Source organism: Pseudomonas japonica, assembly GCF_900188455.1.
Classification (GTDB): domain Bacteria; phylum Pseudomonadota; class Gammaproteobacteria; order Pseudomonadales; family Pseudomonadaceae; genus Aquipseudomonas; species Aquipseudomonas japonica.
Window position 1 is genome coordinate 72,839 of the sequence record NZ_FZOL01000025.1, and the last position, 19,731, is coordinate 92,569.

General features: G+C 64.7%; 25 protein-coding genes. 7 read left to right on the forward strand and 18 right to left on the reverse strand.

From position 1 onward, the window contains the following. The first annotated feature begins 23 nt into the window (after positions 1–23). A complete protein-coding gene (locus CHB99_RS24680) occupies positions 24–887 on the forward strand; it encodes a LysR family transcriptional regulator (RefSeq protein ID WP_042126014.1) in 864 nt (287 codons plus the stop codon). Here CHB99_RS24680 and CHB99_RS24685 read toward each other — a convergent pair. The 5 genes from CHB99_RS24685 to CHB99_RS24705 all read right to left on the reverse strand — a co-directional run bounded on the left by CHB99_RS24685 (position 884) and on the right by CHB99_RS24705 (position 4,439). Next, positions 884–2,029: an HPP family protein gene (locus CHB99_RS24685; RefSeq protein ID WP_042126016.1), complete on the reverse strand. Its 1,146-nt coding sequence runs from the start codon at positions 2,027–2,029 to the stop codon at positions 884–886. The genes CHB99_RS24680 and CHB99_RS24685 overlap by 4 nt on opposite strands. A gap of 201 nt (positions 2,030–2,230) precedes the next feature. Next, positions 2,231–2,917: an anti-sigma factor gene (locus CHB99_RS24690; protein WP_042126018.1), complete on the reverse strand. Its 687-nt coding sequence runs from the start codon at positions 2,915–2,917 to the stop codon at positions 2,231–2,233. Continuing rightward, positions 2,914–3,447, reverse strand: coding sequence for a sigma-70 family RNA polymerase sigma factor (locus tag CHB99_RS24695; RefSeq protein WP_084702771.1), 534 nt, complete (start codon positions 3,445–3,447; stop codon positions 2,914–2,916). The genes CHB99_RS24690 and CHB99_RS24695 overlap by 4 nt, the downstream gene beginning before the upstream one ends. A 70-nt stretch (positions 3,448–3,517) precedes the next feature. Next, a complete protein-coding gene (locus tag CHB99_RS24700) occupies positions 3,518–4,042 on the reverse strand; it encodes a DUF3455 domain-containing protein (RefSeq protein WP_042126020.1) in 525 nt (174 codons plus the stop codon). A gap of 109 nt (positions 4,043–4,151) precedes the next feature. Then, complete coding sequence (locus CHB99_RS24705; RefSeq protein ID WP_042126022.1) at positions 4,152–4,439, reverse strand: hypothetical protein; 288 nt, start codon at positions 4,437–4,439, stop codon at positions 4,152–4,154. A 136-nt stretch (positions 4,440–4,575) separates the two neighbouring features. Here CHB99_RS24705 and CHB99_RS24710 point away from each other — a divergent pair, with 136 nt between their 5' ends. After that, the gene (locus CHB99_RS24710) at positions 4,576–5,013 is read left to right on the forward strand and encodes a hypothetical protein (RefSeq protein ID WP_170946412.1); all 438 of its coding nucleotides are present in this window, start codon (positions 4,576–4,578) and stop codon (positions 5,011–5,013) included. Positions 5,014–5,351: 338 nt separating this feature from the next. On the opposite strand, the gene ppnN is transcribed toward CHB99_RS24710, so the two are convergent. Together ppnN and CHB99_RS24720 are read right to left on the reverse strand one after the other, a co-directional pair. Continuing rightward, the gene (gene ppnN / locus CHB99_RS24715; RefSeq protein ID WP_042126027.1) at positions 5,352–6,725 is read right to left on the reverse strand and encodes a nucleotide 5'-monophosphate nucleosidase PpnN; all 1,374 of its coding nucleotides are present in this window, start codon (positions 6,723–6,725) and stop codon (positions 5,352–5,354) included. A gap of 174 nt (positions 6,726–6,899) precedes the next feature. After that, on the reverse strand, positions 6,900–8,108 hold the full coding sequence (locus CHB99_RS24720; protein ID WP_042126029.1) for a Bcr/CflA family multidrug efflux MFS transporter: 1,209 nt from the start codon (positions 8,106–8,108) through the stop codon (positions 6,900–6,902). A 174-nt stretch (positions 8,109–8,282) separates the two neighbouring features. Between CHB99_RS24720 and CHB99_RS24725 the strand changes: the two genes are divergently transcribed. The 5 genes from CHB99_RS24725 to CHB99_RS24745 all read left to right on the forward strand — a co-directional run bounded on the left by CHB99_RS24725 (position 8,283) and on the right by CHB99_RS24745 (position 12,919). Continuing rightward, complete coding sequence (locus CHB99_RS24725; protein ID WP_042126031.1) at positions 8,283–9,539, forward strand: OprD family porin; 1,257 nt, start codon at positions 8,283–8,285, stop codon at positions 9,537–9,539. Positions 9,540–9,758: 219 nt separating this feature from the next. Continuing rightward, positions 9,759–10,958 (forward strand): MFS transporter, encoded by a 1,200-nt coding sequence (locus tag CHB99_RS24730; RefSeq protein ID WP_042126033.1) that lies wholly within the window; start codon positions 9,759–9,761, stop codon positions 10,956–10,958. 92 nt (positions 10,959–11,050) lie between these two features. Further along, positions 11,051–11,599, forward strand: coding sequence for a cupin domain-containing protein (locus CHB99_RS24735; protein ID WP_009408871.1), 549 nt, complete (start codon positions 11,051–11,053; stop codon positions 11,597–11,599). Positions 11,600–12,054: 455 nt separating this feature from the next. Further along, positions 12,055–12,387 carry a hypothetical protein gene (locus CHB99_RS24740; protein ID WP_042126037.1) on the forward strand — a complete coding sequence of 111 codons (333 nt, stop codon included), beginning with the start codon at positions 12,055–12,057 and terminating at the stop codon, positions 12,385–12,387. Between the two features lie 112 nt (positions 12,388–12,499). Then, a complete protein-coding gene (locus CHB99_RS24745) occupies positions 12,500–12,919 on the forward strand; it encodes a group II truncated hemoglobin (RefSeq protein WP_042126039.1) in 420 nt (139 codons plus the stop codon). 64 nt (positions 12,920–12,983) lie between these two features. On the opposite strand, the gene CHB99_RS24750 is transcribed toward CHB99_RS24745, so the two are convergent. From CHB99_RS24750 to CHB99_RS24800, 11 genes are all read right to left on the reverse strand, one after another. Continuing rightward, positions 12,984–13,280: a hypothetical protein gene (locus CHB99_RS24750; RefSeq protein ID WP_042126041.1), complete on the reverse strand. Its 297-nt coding sequence runs from the start codon at positions 13,278–13,280 to the stop codon at positions 12,984–12,986. Between the two features lie 208 nt (positions 13,281–13,488). Further along, positions 13,489–13,680, reverse strand: coding sequence for a hypothetical protein (locus CHB99_RS24755; RefSeq protein WP_042126043.1), 192 nt, complete (start codon positions 13,678–13,680; stop codon positions 13,489–13,491). A 140-nt stretch (positions 13,681–13,820) separates the two neighbouring features. Then, positions 13,821–14,705, reverse strand: a complete 885-nt coding sequence (locus CHB99_RS24760) for an EamA family transporter (protein WP_042126045.1) — start codon at positions 14,703–14,705, stop codon at positions 13,821–13,823. Between the two features lie 612 nt (positions 14,706–15,317). Further along, entirely contained in the window at positions 15,318–15,869 is a 552-nt protein-coding gene (locus CHB99_RS24765) for an ATP-dependent Clp protease proteolytic subunit (protein WP_042126046.1), read from the reverse strand. 161 nt (positions 15,870–16,030) lie between these two features. Continuing rightward, entirely contained in the window at positions 16,031–16,831 is an 801-nt protein-coding gene (locus CHB99_RS24770) for a glycine-rich domain-containing protein (RefSeq protein WP_042126048.1), read from the reverse strand. Between the two features lie 154 nt (positions 16,832–16,985). Beyond that, positions 16,986–17,219 (reverse strand): metallothionein, encoded by a 234-nt coding sequence (locus CHB99_RS24775; RefSeq protein ID WP_042126050.1) that lies wholly within the window; start codon positions 17,217–17,219, stop codon positions 16,986–16,988. Positions 17,220–17,348: 129 nt separating this feature from the next. After that, complete coding sequence (locus CHB99_RS24780; RefSeq protein ID WP_042126052.1) at positions 17,349–17,528, reverse strand: hypothetical protein; 180 nt, start codon at positions 17,526–17,528, stop codon at positions 17,349–17,351. 104 nt (positions 17,529–17,632) lie between these two features. Further along, positions 17,633–17,806: a con-10 family general stress protein gene (locus CHB99_RS24785; RefSeq protein WP_042126054.1), complete on the reverse strand. Its 174-nt coding sequence runs from the start codon at positions 17,804–17,806 to the stop codon at positions 17,633–17,635. Positions 17,807–18,005: 199 nt separating this feature from the next. Then, complete coding sequence (locus CHB99_RS24790; RefSeq protein ID WP_377698362.1) at positions 18,006–18,479, reverse strand: copper chaperone PCu(A)C; 474 nt, start codon at positions 18,477–18,479, stop codon at positions 18,006–18,008. Then, complete coding sequence (locus CHB99_RS24795) at positions 18,479–19,084, reverse strand: SCO family protein (protein ID WP_042126056.1); 606 nt, start codon at positions 19,082–19,084, stop codon at positions 18,479–18,481. The genes CHB99_RS24790 and CHB99_RS24795 overlap by 1 nt, the downstream gene beginning before the upstream one ends. A gap of 182 nt (positions 19,085–19,266) precedes the next feature. After that, entirely contained in the window at positions 19,267–19,728 is a 462-nt protein-coding gene (locus CHB99_RS24800; RefSeq protein ID WP_042126058.1) for a hypothetical protein, read from the reverse strand. Positions 19,729–19,731: the final 3 nt, after the last annotated feature.

Genomic DNA, 19,731 nt, shown 5'->3' on the forward strand with positions numbered 1-19,731 from the left:
TCTCCCCTCCTCCAGGTTGCCCCATGGACATCGAGCTGGCCCGGACCTTCCTTGAAATCGTGCGCAGCGGCAGCCTGGTCGCCGCCGCCGAACGCCTGCACCTGACCCAGACCGCCATCAGCGCGCGGGTGCAGAAACTCGAACAGCAACTGGACAGCACCCTGTTCATCCGCAGCCGCGCCGGCGCCAGCCTGACGCCCAACGGCGAAGCCTTCGTGCCCTACGCCACGCAACTGCTGCACACCTGGGAAGCCGCACGCCGCGACCTGCCGCTGCCCGACGGGCGCCGCCAGGTGCTGCGCATCGGCGGCGAGGTCAGCCTGTGCAATCCGCTGATGCTGGACTGGGTCCGGGTGCTGCACGAAAACCTGCCCGAGCACGCCATCCGCAGCGAGGTCAACGACAGCGAGACGCTGCTGCACAAGCTGGAAACCGGGACGCTCGACGCGGCGCTGGTCTATCAGCCGATCTACAGCCCCGGCCTGCAGGTCGAGCAGTTGCTGGAAGAAAAACTGATCCGCATCGAACTGACCCGCAACCCCGAACCCTATGTGTACATCGACTGGGGCGAGGCCTTTCGCCGCCTGCATGACCAGGCGCTGCCGGAGTGCACGCGCCCGGCGCTGAGCTTCAACCTCGGCCCGCTGGCCCTGCAGTACATCCTCGAACACGGCGGCAGTGGCTATTTCCGCACCCGGGTGGTGCAGAGCTACCTGGAGCGCGGCGTGATGAAGCGGGTCGCGCAGGCCCCGGAATTCCCCTACCCGACCTGGCTGGTGTATCCCCGCGAACGGGACTCGGCGGAGCTGCGCCAGGCGTTCGCGCTGCTGCGCGAAGTGGTCGCGCGCGACGCCGACTGGTCGCAGCGCTGGGATCCGCTGATCTAGGCCGCCCTGGCCAAGCGCTCCTGCGCCAGCAGGTGCTGACTGAGGGCCGCGATCAGGTCGGTCTGGGTCACCACACCCACCACCTTGCCCGCCTCCAGCACCGGCAGGCAGTGCAGGCCGCGGTCGCAGAGCAACGGGATCAGTTCCACCGCCTGACGATCACTGCTCACGGTAATCACCGGCTCGCTCATGATCTGCGCCAGGGTCACGTCTTTCCCACGTCCGAACAGGCTGCGCCAGTTGAACCGCGCCTGCGCCATGGCCGGACCGACCAGATCACTGAGGCTGACGATACCCACCAGCCTGCCGCCGTCGTCCAGCACCGGCAGGTTCTTCAGGTGATGGCTGGCGAGCTGTTTCCAGGCCTGCGCCAGGGTGGTCTCGGGCGTGGCGAACTGCACGTCGCGGGACATCACGCTGGCCGCGGTGATCCCGCCCAGGCTGCGCTGCACGGCATGCCGCTCGGTCGCGAGGATGATCCGCTCCAGTTCGTCGCGGGTGACGTCGACGAACTCGCCGAGCTCGTCCAGGGCCTGGTCGAGGTCCTTGCCGCTCACACCCACGCGTTCGCTGGCGGGCTGGTCGGCGGTGCCATGGGCGGCCTTTCGCGGCATGCCGATTTTCGGATAGAGCACTCCGGTCAGGCGGTTGTAGCCAACCGCCACGGCGAGGACGATCAGTGCATTGAGCAGCACCGGCTCGATCACCCGCACGCCCATGGCCGCCAGCGACGGGTCGGCCAGGGCCAGGCTCACCGCCAGCGCCGCGCCCGGCGGATGCAGGCAACGCAGCAGGCACATCAGCAGGATCACCAGCAGCAGCGCGGCCCCCGCCACCAGCAGGCCCGGGCCGAGCAGGTGGTGCAGGCCGATGCCCACCGCCGCGGCGCAGACATAGCTGGCGAGAAACGGCCAGGGTTGCGACAGCGCCCCGGAATGCACGGCGAACAGCAGCACGGTCGAGGCCGCCAGCGGTGCCATCAGGTGCAGCGCGGCGGCACTGCCGAACAGCCAGGTACAGGCACTTCCCGCCAGCGCCAGGGCCAGCAGGGCACCGAAGGCGGAGCGAAACCATTCTTTGGGAGGGATATGCAGAGCAGCGGGGATGAAGCGATCGAACCAGCGACTCAAACCACTAGACATGTGACGACCAGGCACCTGTTCTGAACAAGAGAAGCCCGCCCAACAGCGGGCGGACCTGTATCGCGAGGGCAATACACAAAGGGCTCCTTCCTTGGAGATGGAAAGATTGCTCGGCAGTCTGAGGAAAACCGGCCCTTCGCTCAAACGCAAAAAAGTGCTGTTTTAGTGCATTTTTTTTGCAGTGTCACAAAACGGTGCGCACTACAGCACCTTGACGGCGCGTCCGATGAACTGCACCGGCCCGGTCGGCTTGCCGGTTTGCGAACCGCCCGGGCCTTCGAGGGTCAGTTCGAACAGCTGGTTGTCCTGCAGCGGCGGCAGCGCATCCAGCGACACCTCGGCGGAGCTTCCGGGCTCGACCAGGCCCAGAGACACCGGCCCTTTCCAGTCGTCGGCCTTGGTCCAGAACTGCAAGACCTTGTCGGCGGGAACCTCGGCCACAGCCAAAGGAATCAGGCGCACGTTGTGAGGATCGCTGGCCTGCACCACCCAGCCCGGAGCCTTGTCCTGCGGGGCGACCAGCACCACCAACCAGGTCGGTGCGGCAGGTTCGGGCTGGCGCAGCAGGAGGATCGCCAGGAACAGGCTCGCCGCCATCCCGGCCAGCGTCGCCCAGCGCCAGGGTGTCGGGCGCTGCCAGACGCGCGGACGCTCGGGCAGCAGGCTTTCGAGACTGCGGTCGATGCGCTGCCAGAGGTGGGGCGACGGTGAATGGGGCGGCACCAGCGCCTGCATCGATTGCAGGCGGCGTTCCCAGGCATCCACGGCGGCGCGCAGTGCGACATCGTGGGGCAAACGCCGGACGACGGCCTGGCGTTCGTCGTGGGGCAAGGTGCCGAGCACGTATTCCGCGGCCAGGGCGTCGAGATCTTCGGCTTCGCTGCTCATCCCATGCACTCGCGCAAGGCAGCCAGGCTGCGTTTGATCCAGGCCTTCACGGTGCCCAGCGGCGTGTCCAGGCGCCGGGCGATCTGTGCGTGGGACAGGCCGTCGACATAGGCGTGAAGCACACAGGCACGGCGCTCGGGAGCCAGTTGTTCGAGACAGGCATCCATGCGGCCACTGTGCAATGGGCCATCGCCGGCCACGTCGGGCTCGGCGGCCGCGCCTTCATCGTCGAGGGGCCGGTCGCGCTCGCGGCGGCGCAGGAAATCCAGGGCCAGGTGCCGGGTGATGCTGAACATCCAGCCGCGTGCGCTGCCGCGTCGGGGATCGAAGGTAGCGGCACGGGTCCAGATGCGCAGGAAGGCGTCGTGCACCACGTCTTCGGCCAGGGCATTGTCCTTGAGCAGTTGCCGGGCCACGCCCAGCAATTGCGCACCCTCCTCCTCGTAAAGGCGCCGCAGGGCCTGGCGATCGCCGCGAGCACAGGCGACGAGGTGGGCTTCATGGTCGAAGGTCGGAACGGGTGTGATCACAAGCACGGCCGATGGCGGGTGGTGGCGGACCAGAGGCAGCGTAGACCACCACACCAACGGCCGCGCTGCATCAGCGGGCGGTCCAGAAAATATAATCGGCCTGGTACCCCACCACTTCGCGCTTGCCCTTGTCCGCGGTGGTGCAGGCCGTGGCCGGTGCGACGCCACCCTTGAGCGCCACGCGCTGGATGTAGGTCACGCCACTCATGGCGCCCTTGCCCTCGGCCGGATTGGCCTTGACCAGCTGATACGGCAGGTTGCCAGGACTGGATGGGGCCACCGCGAGCTGGGTGCCGGTAACCTTCGAGCCGTCTTTCGCCTGCCAGGTGGCGGGCGGGCCGAAGTAGTCGCCGACCGCCTTGCCGCTGCGATCGTTGAGCACGGCCTTGGGCCCGACGAAGACCCACTCGGTCTGCCCGGCCATGTCGGCCTTGTCGCGGCACTCATAGGTGATTTCGCCAACGCCGGTGGTTTCCAGCGCTACCTTGTGCCCGTCGGGCACCTTGATGCTGTCGGGCACGGCGTTGCTGGCCTGGGCCAGGCTGCCGAGCAGCAGGCCGGCGGCGAACAGGGCGAAACGCGAAGAAAGGTTCATGGACATCACTCCAGTCGGAAGGGTCGGATAGGCAGCGTGAAGCTGCTATCCGAACTACGCGGGGCGAGCGCGACTGGATGCAGGCCGATGAAAAAATAAACGCTGGCGCTTACAGCCCCAGCTCTTGCGGGGTCAGCATGTCCGATTCGAAGGCGATCCAGCCGTATTCCAGCTCGGCATGACCGTTGACGATCTCGCCGTAGTAGGTCAGGCCGTTTTCCAGGGTCACGCAGATATGGGTCGGGTTGTCCGGAGCGGCCAGGGTGCCGTTGAAATGCACCTTCTTCAGGGTTTCCGACACTGCTTCCAGCGAGATCTGCACGCCAGTGTTCTCGACGGCTTCGACGTCGTCGCGCTGCTCGGCGCTGATGGTTACGGTGGCGGTGTACTTGTGCATGCGGGGGCTCCGGAATGGGCGCGATCGAAAGGCCGTACAGGATAAGCCAGCCCCGGCCATCACGAAAGCGAGCGCGACACTGCGCGCACTGGTATCGTGCCCGGCTGAATCCGCACGCCCCGCAAAGGAGATGACCTTGAGTGCCGATGCCAAACTGACCGGTGACCTGTTCGAAGTCGACAAGCGCCTGAGCCTGAAGCCCGTGGTGGACTTCAACACCTACCTGAGCAATGCCTTCGGTGACGGCCGTTGCGTCTGCGCGCGCTGCAAGGAAAGCGGCAACGACGAGAGCGCCTATGCCTTCGCCCACACCTTCGAATTCAATGGCATCCCGCTGAATCGGCGTTTTGCGATCACCACCGCCGCCGACGTACTGGCCAAGCTGAAAAGCGCCTGGCTGTCGTACAACAAGGAAGAGATGCCGGGCAATGGCACCCTGGACCTGCAGGCGATCAAGACCTTCGTCGAGCCGAGCCTGCAGGTGCGGGTCAAGCCGTTGCTGCTGGCCAGCGGGCTGACCAAGGAGCAGGAAGATGGCAGCCTGCAACTGATGGCGGTCGGTGATTTCGTGTAAGGCTTGAGGGCCCTATCGCTGCATGGGTATCTACACAACTTTCTGGCATGAAGATCTACCAGGAAACTGCATGATTCTGATGCAACACGGTCGGTGTGGGAGCGGATTCATCCGCGATCGGCGGCGAAGCCGTCGTAAATCCAGAATCCCGAATCTGTCAGGCACACCGGGGACTCAGGTTCTATGGCCGCTTCGCGCCCAATCGCGGATGAATCCGCTCCCACACCGACCACGTTGCACCAAACCTGATGTGGCTTTCCTGGCGAATCTGGTTCCGCCAGAAGATGTGTAGATACCCATGCCTATCGCTGGCAAGCCAGCGATAGGGCCCTCGATGTTTATGCAACTACCCGATAACAGGGCACGTAGGCCGCCCCACCCGGCAACTTCATCCGGTGCTGCTCGACGAACGCCTGCAGCAACTTGTCCAGCGGCCCCATGATCTGCGCATCGCCATGGATCTCGTACGGTCCGTGCTCCTCGATCAACCTGATGCCCTTGTCCTTGACGTTGCCGGCGACGATCCCGGAAAACGCCCGGCGCAGGTTCGCCGCCAGCTCATGCGGCGGCAGCGACCGGCTCAGTTGCAGGCTGGCCATGTTGGCGTGGGTCGGATCGAACGGGCGCTGGAAGCCCTCCTCGATCTTCAGCAGCCAGTTGAAATGGAAGGCATCGTTGCGCTCGCGACGGAACTGCTTCACCTGCTTCAGCGCCTCGGTCATCACCCGCGCCACCTCGACCGGGTCGTCGATGATGATCTGGTACAGGCCCTGCGCCGCCTCGCCCAGGGTCGCGCCGATGAACGCATGCAACTGCTGCAGGAACGGCTCGGCGCTGCGCGGCCCGCTGAGGATCACCGGGAACGGCAGGTCGCGGTTGTCCGGGTGCATGAGGATGCCCAGCAGGTAGAGGAACTCCTCGGCGGTGCCGGCGCCGCCGGGGAAGATGATGATGCCGTGGCCGACGCGGACGAAGGCTTCCAGGCGCTTCTCGATGTCCGGCAGGATCACCAGCTCGTTGACGATCGGATTCGGCGCCTCGGCGGCGATGATTCCGGGTTCGGTGAGGCCCAGGTAGCGGCCGGTGCTCATGCGCTGCTTGGCATGGGCGATGGTGGCGCCTTTCATCGGCCCCTTCATCACGCCCGGACCGCAACCGGTGCAGATGTCCAGCTTGCGCAGGCCCAGCTCGTGGCCGACCTTCTTGGTGTACTGGTACTCCTCGCTGCTGATCGAGTGCCCGCCCCAGCACACCACCAGCTTCGGTTCGACGCCGGAACGCAGGGTGCGCGCGTTGCGCAGCAACTGGAAGACGTAGTCGGTGATGCCCTGGGAGCTGTCCAGGTCGATGTTCAGGCGGTCCAGCTCGCTTTCGGTGTAGACGATGTCGCGCAGGGCGCTGAAGAGCATCTCCCGGGTGCTGGCGATCATTTCGCCATCGACGAAGGCGTCCGCCGGGGCATTCAGCAGTTCCAGGCGCACACCGCGGTCCTGCTGGTGGAAACGGACCTCGAAGTCCTTGTAGGCATCGAGGATGGTCTTGGCATTGTCGACATGGGCGCCGGTGTTGAGGATCGCCAGGGCGCACTGGCGGAAAAGGCTGTACATGCTGCCCGAGCCGGCCTGGCTCAATTGTTGGACTTCACGTTGGGAAAGCGTCTCCAGGCTACCTTTGGGGGCGACCGAAGCATTGATTACCTGTCTTTGGGTCATTCTGGATTCCATGCTGTTCGGTGCCGGCGAACGACTGTGGCACCGCTGTTGTGAACGCCGCACGCGCGGGTCTCGCACCTGTTTGTAACAGGTGCCCGGGCGTCAGGCAAACGCGCCGGGGGTTCACTGAGTATGGACGCATCCGAAGACTGTCGATGACTCTTCGTACAGGCTTCAGGCCGTCTGGCTGACAGCCTGCCGACGACTGCGGCGAGCGATCAGGCCGTAGCACAGCAGACAACCCAGCCCGGCGACGGCCAGGGTCAGGCACATCGGCCGCGGCGTGCCATCGGCCAGGGCGCTGACCGCGGCGGAAAAACCCGCGCCGAGGGCGAACTGACAGGCCACCGCCAGCCCCGCCGCGGCCCCCGCCTGACGCGGGTACAAGGCCAGCAGGCTGGCCACGCAGTTGGCGCCGAGCAGCCCGGTGACACTGACGTAGAGCACCACCCAGGCGACGATCAGCCCCAGCCCGCCCCAACCACCGAGCCCAACCGCCAGCAGGCCGAGCGCCGCGACGCCGGCCAGCGAGGCGCCCAGCGCGAGCATGCGCAGCGGCCCGAGGCGCCCGACGAAACGTGCGTTGATCAGAGTCATGACGATGATCCCGGCGATATTCAGGCCGAACAGCCAAGCGTAGCCGCGGGGGGAGACGCCGAAATACTCCATGTAGACAAACGGCGAGGCGGTGATGAAGGCGAACATGCCGCCGAAGGCCAGGCCCATGCAGAGGATGTAGCCCAGGGCCAGCGGCTGCCTGGCGATCTGCCAATAGGCGAGAAAGACCTTGCCCAGCGATTCGCCACGCTGCTCCGGGGCATGGGTCTCGGCGATCTTCAAGGCCGAGGCCAGCAGGCAGATCGCACAGAACAGCAGCAACGCCAGGAACACCGTGCGCCAGCCGCTCAGGTCCATCAGCAGGCTGCCCAGCAGCGGCGCCACCAGGGTCGCGAGCATGGTCACCAGGTGCATCAGCGACAGCACTTTCGCCGCTTCGCCCAGGGGGAACAGGTCACGCACGATGGCCCGCGCCAGCACCGACGCCGCCGCCCCGCCGAGGGCCTGGAAGAAACGCCAGGCCACCAGTTGCTCCACCGAGCCGGCGAACATGCAACCCACCGTCGCCAGCAGGTACAGGCCCATGCCGCCGAGCAGCAGCGGCCGGCGTCCGTAGCGGTCGGACAGCGGCCCGTAGACCAGCATGCCCAGGCACAGGCCGGCGAGGAACAGGCTGATGGTCAGTTGCACATGGGCGGCATCGGCGCCCAGGTCGCTGGCAATGGCCGGCAGGCTGGGCAGGTAGGTGTCGATCGACAGCGGCGCGAAGGCCACCAGCGCGGCGAGCAGGACGATCAGCCGCCCCGGATTGGAAGAAGGGGTCATCGGGGCTCCGGAAACAGGGAAAGATCAGGCATGACGTTAATATCTTAAATTTATTTGGACATCTGCCAAAAGGACTTCACGACACAAAAGATAACATGTTAACTATAAACCCTGCTCGCCAGAGGCGGGCTTGGCCCTCAGTACGCCAAAACAAAAACAAAAGGTATGCCATCGATGTCACGTTCCCGTCGCTATTGCACAGCCGGTGCCGGCCTATGCACCGTTCTCGCTCCCGTTTTCGCCCAGGCCGACTTCATCAAGGACAGCAAGGGCAGCCTGGAAGCCCGCAACTTCTACTTCAGCCGCGATTTCCGCCAGAGCCATGCGCCGCAGAGCCAGGCGCGGGAGTGGGCCCAGGGCTTCATCCTGCGCCTGGAATCGGGCTTCACCGAAGGCAGCGTCGGCTTCGGCATCGATGCCCTCGGCGAGCTCGGCGTCAAGCTCGATTCCAGCCGTGACCGCCGCGGCACCGGCCTGCTGCCTTTCGGCGCCAGCCAGGAACCGGTGGATGACTTCAGCGAACTGGGCCTGACCGCCAAGGCGCGGATCAGCAAGACCACCCTCAAGCTCGGCACCCTGCAACCGGCCCTGCCGGTGGCGGCGATCAACGACGTGCGCCTGTTGCCGTCGACCTACAGCGGCGGCCTGCTCACCTCCCAGGACATCGACGGCCTGACCCTCAACGTCGGACGCCTGGACAAGCAGAACCTGCGCGACTCCTCCAGCAACGACGAAATGAGCTACGCCGGGGTGGAGAGCAGCCACCTCGACCTCGCCGGCGGGACCTACAGCCTGACCCCGCGCCTGGCCGTGAGCTACTACTACGCGCAGATGCAGGACATCTACCGCCAGCACTACGCCGGCCTGGTGCACGACCTGCCGCTGGGCGACGGGGTGAACCTGCGCAGCGACCTGCGTTGGTTCGACACCCACGAGAGCGGCCAGGATGCCTTGCGCTCGGCATCCCGGGTCGACGGCGGCAAGATCGACAACCGCTTCTTCAACGGCATGCTGACCCTGGGCGTTGGCGCGCACAAATTCGGCCTGGGCTACCAGAACCTCTCCGGCGATGGCGATTTTGCCTACCCGGGGCTGGACCCGTATTCGGTCAACCTGGTCACGGTGAACGTCTTCACCAAGGCCGAGACCGATGCCTGGCAGGCGCGCTACGACTACAACTTCGCCGGTTTCGGCCTGCCCGGCCTGAGCTTCATGACCCGCTACGTGAACGGCCGGAACATCGAGACGGCGAGCGTCAGCGGCGGCAAGGAATGGGAACGCGACACCGATATCGCCTATGTGGTGCAGACCGGGCCGCTGAAGAATTTCAGCGTGCGCCTGCGCAATGCGACGTTCCGCTCCAGTGGAGGGTTGACCACGGATATCGATGAGAACCGGTTGATTCTGGGGTACACCGTGGCGCTGTGGTGAGCGAAATAAAAGCGTAAATACGGTTTTTATCTTCAATTTCTGCACCAGACCGGGGCACAATCGCCAGTCTTTCCGGCCTCATCGCGGGCAATGCCCGCTCCCACAAGGTCTTGTGTCGGTCCTTGATATCGAGGACAACCCAGAACCTTGTAGGAGCGGGCGTTGCCCGCGATGAAGCCCGCACGACCACCACAAAAACCAGCCCTCCCGGACCGCCCCATGACCACAGCCCAGGTGCCTCCGCCACAGACCACCTTCGACATCCGCCCCCTGCTCTTCGCCCACATGGCCTGCACCATCGCCATGATGGCCTTCGTTTCGCTGATCGGCCCGATCGCCCATGTCCTGCAACTGGCCCCTTGGCAGGCCGGTGCGGCGATGACCGTGTCCGGGGTGATCTGGATGCTCCTCGCCCGGCCCTGGGGCCGGGCCAGCGACCGCTATGGTCGCCGTCGCATCCTCCTGCTCGGCGCCAGCGGCTTCACCCTCGCCTACTGGGCCCTGTGCCTGTTCATCGACGGCGCCCTGCGCTGGCTGCCACCGGCCTCGATCGCCTTTGCCGGGATGATGCTCGGCCGCGGTGCCATCGGCGCCTTCTACGCCGCCCTGCCGGTGGGCAGCAATGCGCTGATCGCCGACAACGTCGAGCCACAGCATCGGGCCAGGGCACTGGCCTCGCTGGGCGCGGCCAATGCCGTCGGCCTGGTCCTCGGCCCGGCCCTGGCCGCGCTGCTGGCGCGCTTCAGCCTCAGCCTGCCGATGTACGCCCTGGCCATCCTGCCGTTGCTGGCGGTGCTGGTGCTGCGCAGCAAGCTGCAGCGTCAGGAACTGCACCTGGCCCAGCCACCACGCCCGGTGCGCCTGAGCGACCCGCGCCTGCGCCGACCGCTGGTGGTGGCCTTCGTCGCCATGCTCTGCGTGTCCCTGGCGCAGATCACCGTTGGTTTCTTCGCCCTCGACCGCCTCGCCCTGGACCCCGGCGCCGCCGCCCAGGCCGCGGGTGTGGCACTGACCATGGTCGGCGTGGCGCTGATCTGCTCGCAGCTGCTGGTGCGCAAAGTGCAATGGCCGCCACTGCGAATGATCCGCGTCGGTGCCAGCATCGCCGCACTGGGCTTCCTGGTCAGCGCCCTGGCCGACAGCGCGGCCGTGCTGGCGCTCGGCTACTTCGTCAGCGCCAGCGGCATGGGCTGGGTCTTCCCGGCCTTCGCGGCGCTGGCGGCGAATGCCGTGGACGCCTCGGAACAGGGCGCCACCGCCGGCTCCATCGGCGCCGTCCAGGGCCTTGGGGTCGTCGTCGGGCCGCTCGCCGGGACGCTGATCTACACCCTCGATGCACGACTGCCGTATCTGGTGGCGACGGGCCTGTTGCTGCTGGTGGCGGCGTGGTCGGGCGCACGACAGCCGCCGCCGGCCTGAAACCCGCGCAACCAGTCGCTTGCAGCCCGTACACAGCCGCCACGAGTGTGTTTTAATGCTTCGCCCATTATTTCTGACACACCAAGGCGGCTATGGACACGGGGACACGACTCAGACTGGTGCGTGAACGCAACAAGCTCTCCCAACGGGAATTGGCCCGACGCAGCGGCCTGACCAACTCGACGATCTCGCAGATCGAGCAGAATCGCGTCAGCCCTTCGGTCAGTTCCCTGAAAAAGCTGCTCGAAGGCATCCCCATGTCGCTCGCGGAGTTCTTCAGTTTCGACGAACCGCCACGGGAAGAACGCTTCGTCTTCCGCGCCGCCGAACAACCCGACCTGGGTCGCAGCGGCATGCGCATGCTGCTGGTCGGCGCCAGTGTCGAAGGACGGCAGATGCGCATGCTGCGCGAGCTGTACGCCCCCGGCGCCGACTCCGGCGAAGAGCCGATCGTCCACGCCGAAGGCGAGGAATGCGGCCTGGTGACCCGTGGCACCATCGAACTGCGCGTCGATGGCCAGGTGAGCATCCTCAACTCCGGCGACGGCTACTACTTCCCCACCACCCTGCCCCACAGCTTCAAGAACATCGGCCAGGACGAGGCCGAGATCATCAGCGCCAACACCCCGGCGAACTTCTGATTCCCCCCGGCGGTCCTTCCACGCGACCGCCGCTCCCGCTCCCCCCCTGACACCAGACACCGACGCCCGCACGCCGTCGTCTTCGCTGCTGCCCGCGTTTTTCCACAAGCCCTCCACCACGGCTTTTGCCAGACAATCCTACTGACCTGTCAGTCACCTTGTAGCCTTTGAATCCTGTAGGAAAAGAAATTTGTAGTGCTAGGAAAAAATCACTACAAAACCTGTTGACGCCGTTCGTCGAGCTCTTGCATGATGAGGCCGTCTCCCTGATCGGGAGCGCTGGCAAGGGTGTTCCAGACGGTTCGAGTGGTTTTCGGGTCGTCCGTGGAGTGGGACTGTCCAAAAGGCAGAGTGAAGAAAGCCCCTGTTGCGATGCTGCTGTAGCAGCCTTGGTAGTGCGCTACACATGTGGCGCCGGAAGAGAAATCAATACTGAAGAGTCATGGGGGCTTTAAATGATGAACCTGAACGAAAAACCGACCATCGAAGAATTGGCCAAACTGTTCGCAGCGCGCAAAGACAGCCTCGACAACCACATTCTCTGGATCTGCGATGCGGGTCGCGTGCATATCGAAGGCCTGGGGGCCTGCACCGCGGAAAGCGAATTCGAACAGCGCAAGCCGAACATGCGCGCCCGCCTGAAGATGTACCGCCGTGGCCAGGGCTACGTCGGCAAGAAGGCCGCCGCCGACACCCAGTTCGTCGGTCGCGTCCTGGCCACCCTGCAGCAGGAATGGCCAGCACTGCGTGACGGCCAGGGCATCCAGGTCATCGACCGCCTCTGCTGAGTTGTCAGCTTTATCGAGCCCGGCCCCAAAGGCCGGGCTTTTTCATGTCCGCGATCAATCCAGCGCCCTGCCTTGCGGGTAAGATGCGGCTTTTCCCCGGAGCCCCTTCGCCATGACCAGCCCCGTATTCGGCAACGCCGATGCGTCCTACCAGGCCGCCGGCGGCCTCGACGGCCTGCGCCGCCTGGTGGACGACTTCTACGACATCATGGACCAGGACCCCGCCGCCCAGGCGGTGCGGCGCATGCACGGCGCCGACCTGAGCCTGTCGCGGGACAAGCTGACCTGCTTTCTCAGCGGCTGGCTCGGCGGACCGAAGCTGTTCGCCGAGCGCTACGGCCCGATCGGCATCCCTTCGTTCCATGCGCAATGGCCGATGAGCGAAGAGCACGCGCGGATCTGGCTCGACTGCATGGCCCAGGCGATTGCCCGCCAGGACTACTCGGCGGCCTTCGCCGAGTACCTGCTGACGCAACTGCGGGTGCCGGCGCAACGTATCGTCCAGGCCAGCCGCGCCCGTCACGGACACTGATTCGCGGACAAGAAAAAACCGCCGGGGCAGTCATTGCCGCGGCGGTTCTTTCGTTGCGATTCGGTTATGCCTGCAGCGCCATTGTCTCCTCCGGCTGCAGACCGAAGACCAGCGCCCTGGCCCGATCGACACCCCAGGCCAGCGCCCGACTCATGCTCTCGCTGGGTCGCGCCGGGTAGTACTCCTCGAGCAAGGCCTTGCCTTGGCGGGCATAGACACCGAGGAAAAGCTGGGTCGCGCCGGTGCGCGAAAGCCTGACCTGAACATCGATGCTGGTACCGTCACTGAGCACTTCGTCGTGACTGCGGCTGTGCAGCATGGCATCCGCCCATTCCCAGTACTTTTCTTCCCTGATACGCATTGCTGTCCTCCACTGGAATTAGCGTGCCCAAGTAAGGCACAGATTGCCCCCCTTCTCCAGCACCGAGCGCCGGCGCAATGAGCAAGGTCAAGCAAAGCAGCATCAATTGGCACAAATCGCGTACCCGTCGGCGCTTTGGGCAAACACCCGAACAACGGTCGAACAATGCGTGACGAAACGGCCGCGAATGCCCCGAAGGGCATCGGTTTCAGCGTTTTGGCAGGGCGGCGGGAAGGAACCGGCGACTTTCCGCGCGGGCCGGCGTCCTCGCCTTGAAGGAGCCCTGGGCATCGTCCAAGGTCATGTGGGCGAAGCCCAGGCGGAAGGCGGACTGACCACAACGCACCACGGCATTGATGGGAAATTCGTCGCCGAGGTCTTCGAGAAATTGATCCTTCATGTTCCTGTCCCCTCTGAAAGCGACCGCTACCGACTCTCCAGCGGAGAACCTGAAAATAGCGATCTCAATGTTTGAGAGACTAGTCGGACATTTGCGGACCGACCGGTCATCGGCAGGCTCCCCGACAGGCGGCAACGAACTCAGGCTTGCGCAGTCCGGAATACCTCGCGCAGGCGCGGCCCGAACACATTGATCAGCAACCCGAACATCACCAGCACACCGCCCCAGCACTGGATCGCGCTCAAGCGCTCATCCAGCAGCCAGGCCGACGAGGTCAGCCCCACTACCGGAACCAGAAGCGAAAAAGGTGCCACTTTGCCCGCCGGGTAGCGCGACAGCAGGCGGCTCCACAGACCGTAGCCAAGCATGGTGGCGATCGCCGCCAGGTAGATCAGGGCCAGGATCGAGTGCAGGCCGATGTTGCGCAGCGACGCTTCGATCAGCGCCGGCCCTTCCAGGTACCACGACAGGGCGAGGAACGGCAGCGGCGGAATCAGCGCGCCCCAGATCACCAGGGCGACCAGATCGATCTTGCCGAAGCGCCGGGTGATGATGTTGCCCATGGCCCAGCAGGCACCGCCGCAGAGGGTCAGGAGCAGCGCGAACAGGGGTACATGGCTGCCGTTCTCGCTGCCGATCAGCGCCAGCCCGCCAGCCGCCACCAGCAGGCCCAGCACACTGGCCGCGCGCAGGCGCTCGCCGAGGAAGACCGCGGCGAAGATCATGGTGAAGAACGCCTGCGACTGCAGGACCAGCGACGCCAGCCCCGGCGGCATGCCGTTGTGCATGGCTTCGAAGAGAAAGGCGAACTGGCCGAGGGAGATGGTCGAGCCATAGGCGATCAGCCAGCGCCATGGCAGTTGTGGACGACGGATGAAGAACACCGCCGGAATCGCCACCAGGACGAAGCGCAGGGCCCCGAGCAACATCGGCGGCAGGCCGTCCAGGCCGACCTTGATCACCACGAAGTTGAGCCCCCAGGCGACGATCACCACCAGCGCCAACAGCAGATCCTTGAGTGGCATTTTCCCCCCAATCCTATGCGTAATAATTTGAAACATCATATCGTCATTGCCGCGGCAGCTGCCACGGCGCGGGCATCTGGGTGGCGGATTGGGTTAAGGCGGGGTCGTCGGAGTGCACCGCGATGCAGCGCTTGGGGCTGAAATGATGCAGATGATCAGGGCCGTATCGTTGCTGGGGTATCTACACATCTTCGAAAGGTTGTCGGGGGACCGCATGAAGGCCGCCAGGTGCCTGTCTTGAGTCCTGCAGTGTCCTCAGCGCGGCGCTTCGCGAGCAAGCTCGCTCCCACAGTTTGTTGCAACGCGCCATGGCCTGTGGGATTTGGGTTGTCAGCCTTTGTTTTTTCGGCGATGCATCGCGGGGAGGCTGTTGGGCTCGACTCGGTATCGAGTCGAACCAACAAGGCGGTCAACCATGGCCTGTCAGGCATAGGCGCGTTGCAACAAACTGTGGGAGCGAGCTTGCTCGCGAAGCGCCGCGCGGGCGGCGCTCGATCTGGAGGGCGCTGCAGGACTCAAGACAGACACCTGGCAGCCTTTATGCGGTCCCCCACCAGGCCCTCAAAGATGTGTAGATACCTATGCGCATCGCTGACACGCCAGCCCACTCCCTCAGGCATGCACACTCCACTGCACCACGTCCGCCCCGATCACCGAATCGCTCACCGCCTGGATCAACCCGCAACGAATCGCTTCCTGCGGCGTGACGATGCGCGGATGAGCCATCAGATAACGCGGAATATCCAGCACCTCCAGCGCCCCCTGCGTACGCTCGGCAACGATCTGCGCATACAGCTGCAGGTCGTAGTCCAGGCTCATCGCATACTCGGCCATCCGCGCATGATCCACCGAACCGTGCAGCGTCCAGTGGAACGGATGAAACAGGAACTTGCTCAAGGTGCAGGCAGTGCGATGCTCCCCGGCGAGGAACAGGATATTGCCCATCGACTCAACCGTGCCGAGGTTGTGGGTGTCCACCGGCACCGGCAACGAGCGCAGGAAGTTGTACAGGCTGAAGCCGTAACTGCACTCCCCGCCCATGGTGGCGATGTTCAGCTGCAGGCGCTCGGCACCCTGTTGCAGGGCCTTGGAGCAAGTGCTGATGAGGTTGCCGCAGGTGGAGGCGTTGATCGGTCCGGTGAAATGAATGATATGACTGGCCATGCTCACCTCATGCTGTCAGCGTCGGTTGCCGGCGGCCGGCGAGTTCGTCCAGATCGCAGAGGCCGAGCAGGGCATTGTGGACCCGGCGCCTGATCCGACATTCGGTGGAGGTTCTGCGCCGGGCAAAGTTCAACCAGCGTCGGGGCGCTGAGCCGCAGCCCTCAATAGTCGATCGAGACGCACCCGGCGCGGCCGGCGCCACTGGCGAATCGAGTGTGGGTGCCGCCATCACCGCCCAGCCCCGTCCCCTGGCACAGGGCATTGCGCGCGGCATCGGCGGCAGCGGCGGTGGCAAGGTCCTCCCGTTGCGCCTTGAACTCGCGCAGCAACCCGAGCATTCGCGCCGCTTCAACGGCACTGGCCGCGGCGCCCTTGCCCGGCGTGTCGGCGGTGTTGCCAGCACCGCCATTGCCCCCCGCGAAGCCCTCGGCGAGCACGCAGTCAGGCGTGGTCGAGCCCTTGCCGCCGCTGCCGCCACGGCCAGGCAGGCGACTGAACAGATTGCCGCTGCCCGCCCCACCACCCTTGCCGCCCTCGGCGGAAAAACGGAACGCCGACAGCGTGCCTCCGGGCTCGCGAATGCGGATACGGCTGGCACCGCCCGCCCCTCCGTCGCCGTCATGCTCCGTGCCGGCCACGCCGCCGGCACCGACCGTCACCTGCAACACGGAACCGGGCAGCACGGCCAGGGTACAGATGAGCGTCGCACCCCCGCCGCCACCGCCGCCACCGGCAGCGGGTCTGGCGAGGACCGGAAACGCCGTGGCCACACCCTCGGCTCCGCCGCCGCCACCTCCGCCAATCAGGGTGACGGTGACCCGGGCGATGTCGCTCGGCAGTTCCAGAAGCTGGACAGCCGCGGGATCGGCATAGGTCTGGTTGGCGCAGTGGGCAGCCGGCGCCAGGACGACTAGCAGCGCCACGGCGATGTTGCGTGCGCACAGGGGAAGGCGCCGCGTCATGTCTGAATCGAGGATGTTCATTCCTGCAGAACATAACGCCGACCGGCGTACTGCTCACCTGACAGAACTGCCAGTTGCCAAGAACGCTTGGCGATAGCACTTATTTCCTTCCCGAAACACCCAACATGCCGTTCGCACACGCGACATCGACGCGTCAGGGGGAAATCGGATCGCTCGCTGGAAAGGTCTCTTCCAGGGCGTTGTCGACCTTCGATTCATCGGGCTGCCGGCCCTGCTCATCACCGCAATGGCAGGCGCTCATGTGGCATGGCTCGCCCTTCGCGTGCCCGCTGGCGCAGGATTCGCAGCAGTAGGCCTCGCCATCGCGCATGAGCGCGTTGGCATCCACTTCACAGGTACAGCCGGGACAGGCGCAGTGCTCGGTCATGGTCGTCTCCTTCATCATTCAGGATTCGTCGCTTCGGGGCGCGCCTTGCGGATCTCCTCCTGGCTCACGCCCCTGCCGGTGACCTTGTTGATCCGCTTAAAGGTTTACCCGCAATGCGCGCGCTCCCGATCAGTTGTCGCTGTCCTTGCCCGGTGCCAGCTGCGAGGCCGGGCTCTCCGCCGGCGGTTGCTGCATCTGCAACGACGGCTTGCTCGGATCGGAATCCTTGCCAGGATGGTTCGAGTTGTCGAAGCAACCGCCCAGCGCCAGCAGGCCGGACAGCAGGAGCATGACTGCGCCCTGGTTCATGGCGATGTCCTCCACAAAAGCGAACGGCGCATCGTGGACAGGCCGCGATGCGCCAGGCGAACGGGGCAACGATCATGCCCCGCCGATTACCGCGGTATCACCGATCAGGAGCGACCGCCCTTGCGGCCGGTGTCCTGGGTTTTCTGCCGGTCCTGGTTCATGCCACCCGACTGTTGTCCGCCCTTGCGGCCGGCTTCGGCGGCTTTTTCCCGATCGTTGGCAAAATTGCCCGGGTTGCCACCTTGCTTGGAACCAGTGCGGTTTTCGTTGTTAGCCATGATCTTCCACCTCATAGAAAACGAAGGATGCACGACGTTGTGCCGTACATCAGTGAGAGTTCATGAGGTTGCAGGGATTCGCTTTGATTGGAGGCGCCCGGACGGGTGGCGGGAAATGCCCGTGGCATGGTGTTTCGCGCACAAGCGATCGCTGGCGCGGAAGGGAGTGCGGGGCAGCGAACTGCCCTGCGCAACAGCGTTACATATGGCCCTTGCCGTGATGCATCTCATGCCCGCCGCTGGTCAGCGCGCGCACCGGTGCCTGGACCTCGAGGTTTTCCCGGTTGCCCTTGGCATCCTCGATCACCAGGGTCAGCGCGACCTGCTGACCTTCCTTCAATTGCCCGGTGAGGCCCATCAGCATCACGTGATAGCCGTTGGCATCGAGGACCACGGTCTTGCCGGCCGGCAGGTCGACCGCCTGCACCGGGCCCATGCTCATCACATCGCCCTGCATGCGCATCTCGTGGATCTGCACGTCCCTGGCCACCGGCGACTGCACGGCGACCAGCTTGCTGTCGGTATCGGCGGTGAGGGTCATGAAGGCCCCGGACGCCTGCTGGTTGGCCACGGTGGCCCGGACCCAGGGCTCGCCCACGGTGGTTTGCGCCAGGGCCGGCAAGGCCGCGCCGCACAGGGCCAGCATGGCCAGGGATTTGCGCAGGAAAGTCATCAGCAGATCTCCATGAGGGTCAACAGGTCTTCGGCGCATTCCTTCGCCGTCAGCGAATGGGCCAGGCCCAGGTGCAGACGACCGCGGGAGTCGAAGACGAAACTGGTGGACGAATGCGACACCGTGTAGCTGTCACCCAGCGGTACCTTTTCGTAGAACACGCCGAACTCCTTGGCGGTGGCGGCGATCTGCTCCGGCGTGCCGGACAGCGCGGTGAAGGTCGGGTCGAAGGCTTTCACGTAGTCTTCCAGGACCTGCGGGGTATCGCGCTCGGGATCGAGGGTGATGAACACCACCTTGAGGAAATCGCCGTCGCGGCCCATCAGCTTCTTGATCTGCACCGCCCGCGCCAGGGTGGTCGGGCAGATCGCCGGGCACTGGGTGAAGCCGAAGAACACCATCGGCATCGAGCCGTAGAAGCTCGACAACGCGTAGGTGTCGCCGTGAACGTCCTGGAGTTTGAAGGAGCGGCCGAGGATCTTGTTGCTCAGGTCCTTGCCGTACTTGAAGTCGAGTTTCGGGGAACTGTCGCAGCCCGCCAGGGCGCCGAGCCCCAGCACGCCGAGCCCGGCGAGAACCGAACGCCGGGTCAGTAGATCGTTCATGTAACCATCCTTTCGGGAGGGTGCACGCTTCGCAGTGAAGCTGTTCATTTCGTGGTTTCTTGTGGGGCGGCATTTTGTCATGCGAGGGGTGGGGGTGCCAGCGCAGGGCGCTGGAAGGGTGCGGCGTGGTGTCGCAGAAGGCGTCGTAAAAACGTAACAAACCGTGAACACCCATGCGCCCCTTAAGCAGCCAACTTCATGACTGCCACAACGGCATATGAAAAAAGATAGAAAAGAGCCTGCGCGAGCGTGAACCCGACCAAGACACTGACACAAGACAAAAGCAGAACCACGAGCCAGGAACGCGTTGATATTCTCTTCAACAGATAGGCGCAGAACACCATGCCCAGAACAGCGCCAGGCAGTGAAAAGAAGTGCACGATCCCGACCATCCCCTCTTGATGTTCAGCGCGCCAATTGAATTGCAGAAACAGAATGTACTCCAGCGCCAGGGCAATGGCCAAACCGCTCAGAAACCCCGTGCGGGGACCAAGCCAGATAGCGATCAACCAAGCCGCCAGAGGAATGGCGAGGTAGTACCACATCCCGATATATAAATAATCTCCATATATCAGAATGATCAACGGAACAATTGAGGAGATAAGAAAAAATCCAACCGTATCGGCTCTATCGATCTGGATCATCGC

Coding starts and splice junctions, on each gene's coding strand:
- CHB99_RS24680 (WP_042126014.1), top strand. CDS start 24: ATGGACATCGAGCTGGCCCGGACCTTCCTTGAAATCGTGCGCAGCGGC.
- CHB99_RS24685 (WP_042126016.1), bottom strand. CDS start 2,029: ATGTCTAGTGGTTTGAGTCGCTGGTTCGATCGCTTCATCCCCGCTGCT.
- CHB99_RS24690 (WP_042126018.1), bottom strand. CDS start 2,917: ATGAGCAGCGAAGCCGAAGATCTCGACGCCCTGGCCGCGGAATACGTG.
- CHB99_RS24700 (WP_042126020.1), bottom strand. CDS start 4,042: ATGAACCTTTCTTCGCGTTTCGCCCTGTTCGCCGCCGGCCTGCTGCTC.
- CHB99_RS24705 (WP_042126022.1), bottom strand. CDS start 4,439: ATGCACAAGTACACCGCCACCGTAACCATCAGCGCCGAGCAGCGCGAC.
- ppnN (WP_042126027.1), bottom strand. CDS start 6,725: ATGACCCAAAGACAGGTAATCAATGCTTCGGTCGCCCCCAAAGGTAGC.
- CHB99_RS24720 (WP_042126029.1), bottom strand. CDS start 8,108: ATGACCCCTTCTTCCAATCCGGGGCGGCTGATCGTCCTGCTCGCCGCG.
- CHB99_RS24725 (WP_042126031.1), top strand. CDS start 8,283: ATGTCACGTTCCCGTCGCTATTGCACAGCCGGTGCCGGCCTATGCACC.
- CHB99_RS24730 (WP_042126033.1), top strand. CDS start 9,759: ATGACCACAGCCCAGGTGCCTCCGCCACAGACCACCTTCGACATCCGC.
- CHB99_RS24735 (WP_009408871.1), top strand. CDS start 11,051: ATGGACACGGGGACACGACTCAGACTGGTGCGTGAACGCAACAAGCTC.
- CHB99_RS24740 (WP_042126037.1), top strand. CDS start 12,055: ATGATGAACCTGAACGAAAAACCGACCATCGAAGAATTGGCCAAACTG.
- CHB99_RS24745 (WP_042126039.1), top strand. CDS start 12,500: ATGACCAGCCCCGTATTCGGCAACGCCGATGCGTCCTACCAGGCCGCC.
- CHB99_RS24750 (WP_042126041.1), bottom strand. CDS start 13,280: ATGCGTATCAGGGAAGAAAAGTACTGGGAATGGGCGGATGCCATGCTG.
- CHB99_RS24755 (WP_042126043.1), bottom strand. CDS start 13,680: ATGAAGGATCAATTTCTCGAAGACCTCGGCGACGAATTTCCCATCAAT.
- CHB99_RS24760 (WP_042126045.1), bottom strand. CDS start 14,705: ATGCCACTCAAGGATCTGCTGTTGGCGCTGGTGGTGATCGTCGCCTGG.
- CHB99_RS24765 (WP_042126046.1), bottom strand. CDS start 15,869: ATGGCCAGTCATATCATTCATTTCACCGGACCGATCAACGCCTCCACC.
- CHB99_RS24770 (WP_042126048.1), bottom strand. CDS start 16,831: ATGACGCGGCGCCTTCCCCTGTGCGCACGCAACATCGCCGTGGCGCTG.
- CHB99_RS24775 (WP_042126050.1), bottom strand. CDS start 17,219: ATGACCGAGCACTGCGCCTGTCCCGGCTGTACCTGTGAAGTGGATGCC.
- CHB99_RS24780 (WP_042126052.1), bottom strand. CDS start 17,528: ATGAACCAGGGCGCAGTCATGCTCCTGCTGTCCGGCCTGCTGGCGCTG.
- CHB99_RS24785 (WP_042126054.1), bottom strand. CDS start 17,806: ATGGCTAACAACGAAAACCGCACTGGTTCCAAGCAAGGTGGCAACCCG.
- CHB99_RS24790 (WP_377698362.1), bottom strand. CDS start 18,479: ATGACTTTCCTGCGCAAATCCCTGGCCATGCTGGCCCTGTGCGGCGCG.
- CHB99_RS24795 (WP_042126056.1), bottom strand. CDS start 19,084: ATGAACGATCTACTGACCCGGCGTTCGGTTCTCGCCGGGCTCGGCGTG.
- CHB99_RS24800 (WP_042126058.1), bottom strand. CDS start 19,728: ATGATCCAGATCGATAGAGCCGATACGGTTGGATTTTTTCTTATCTCC.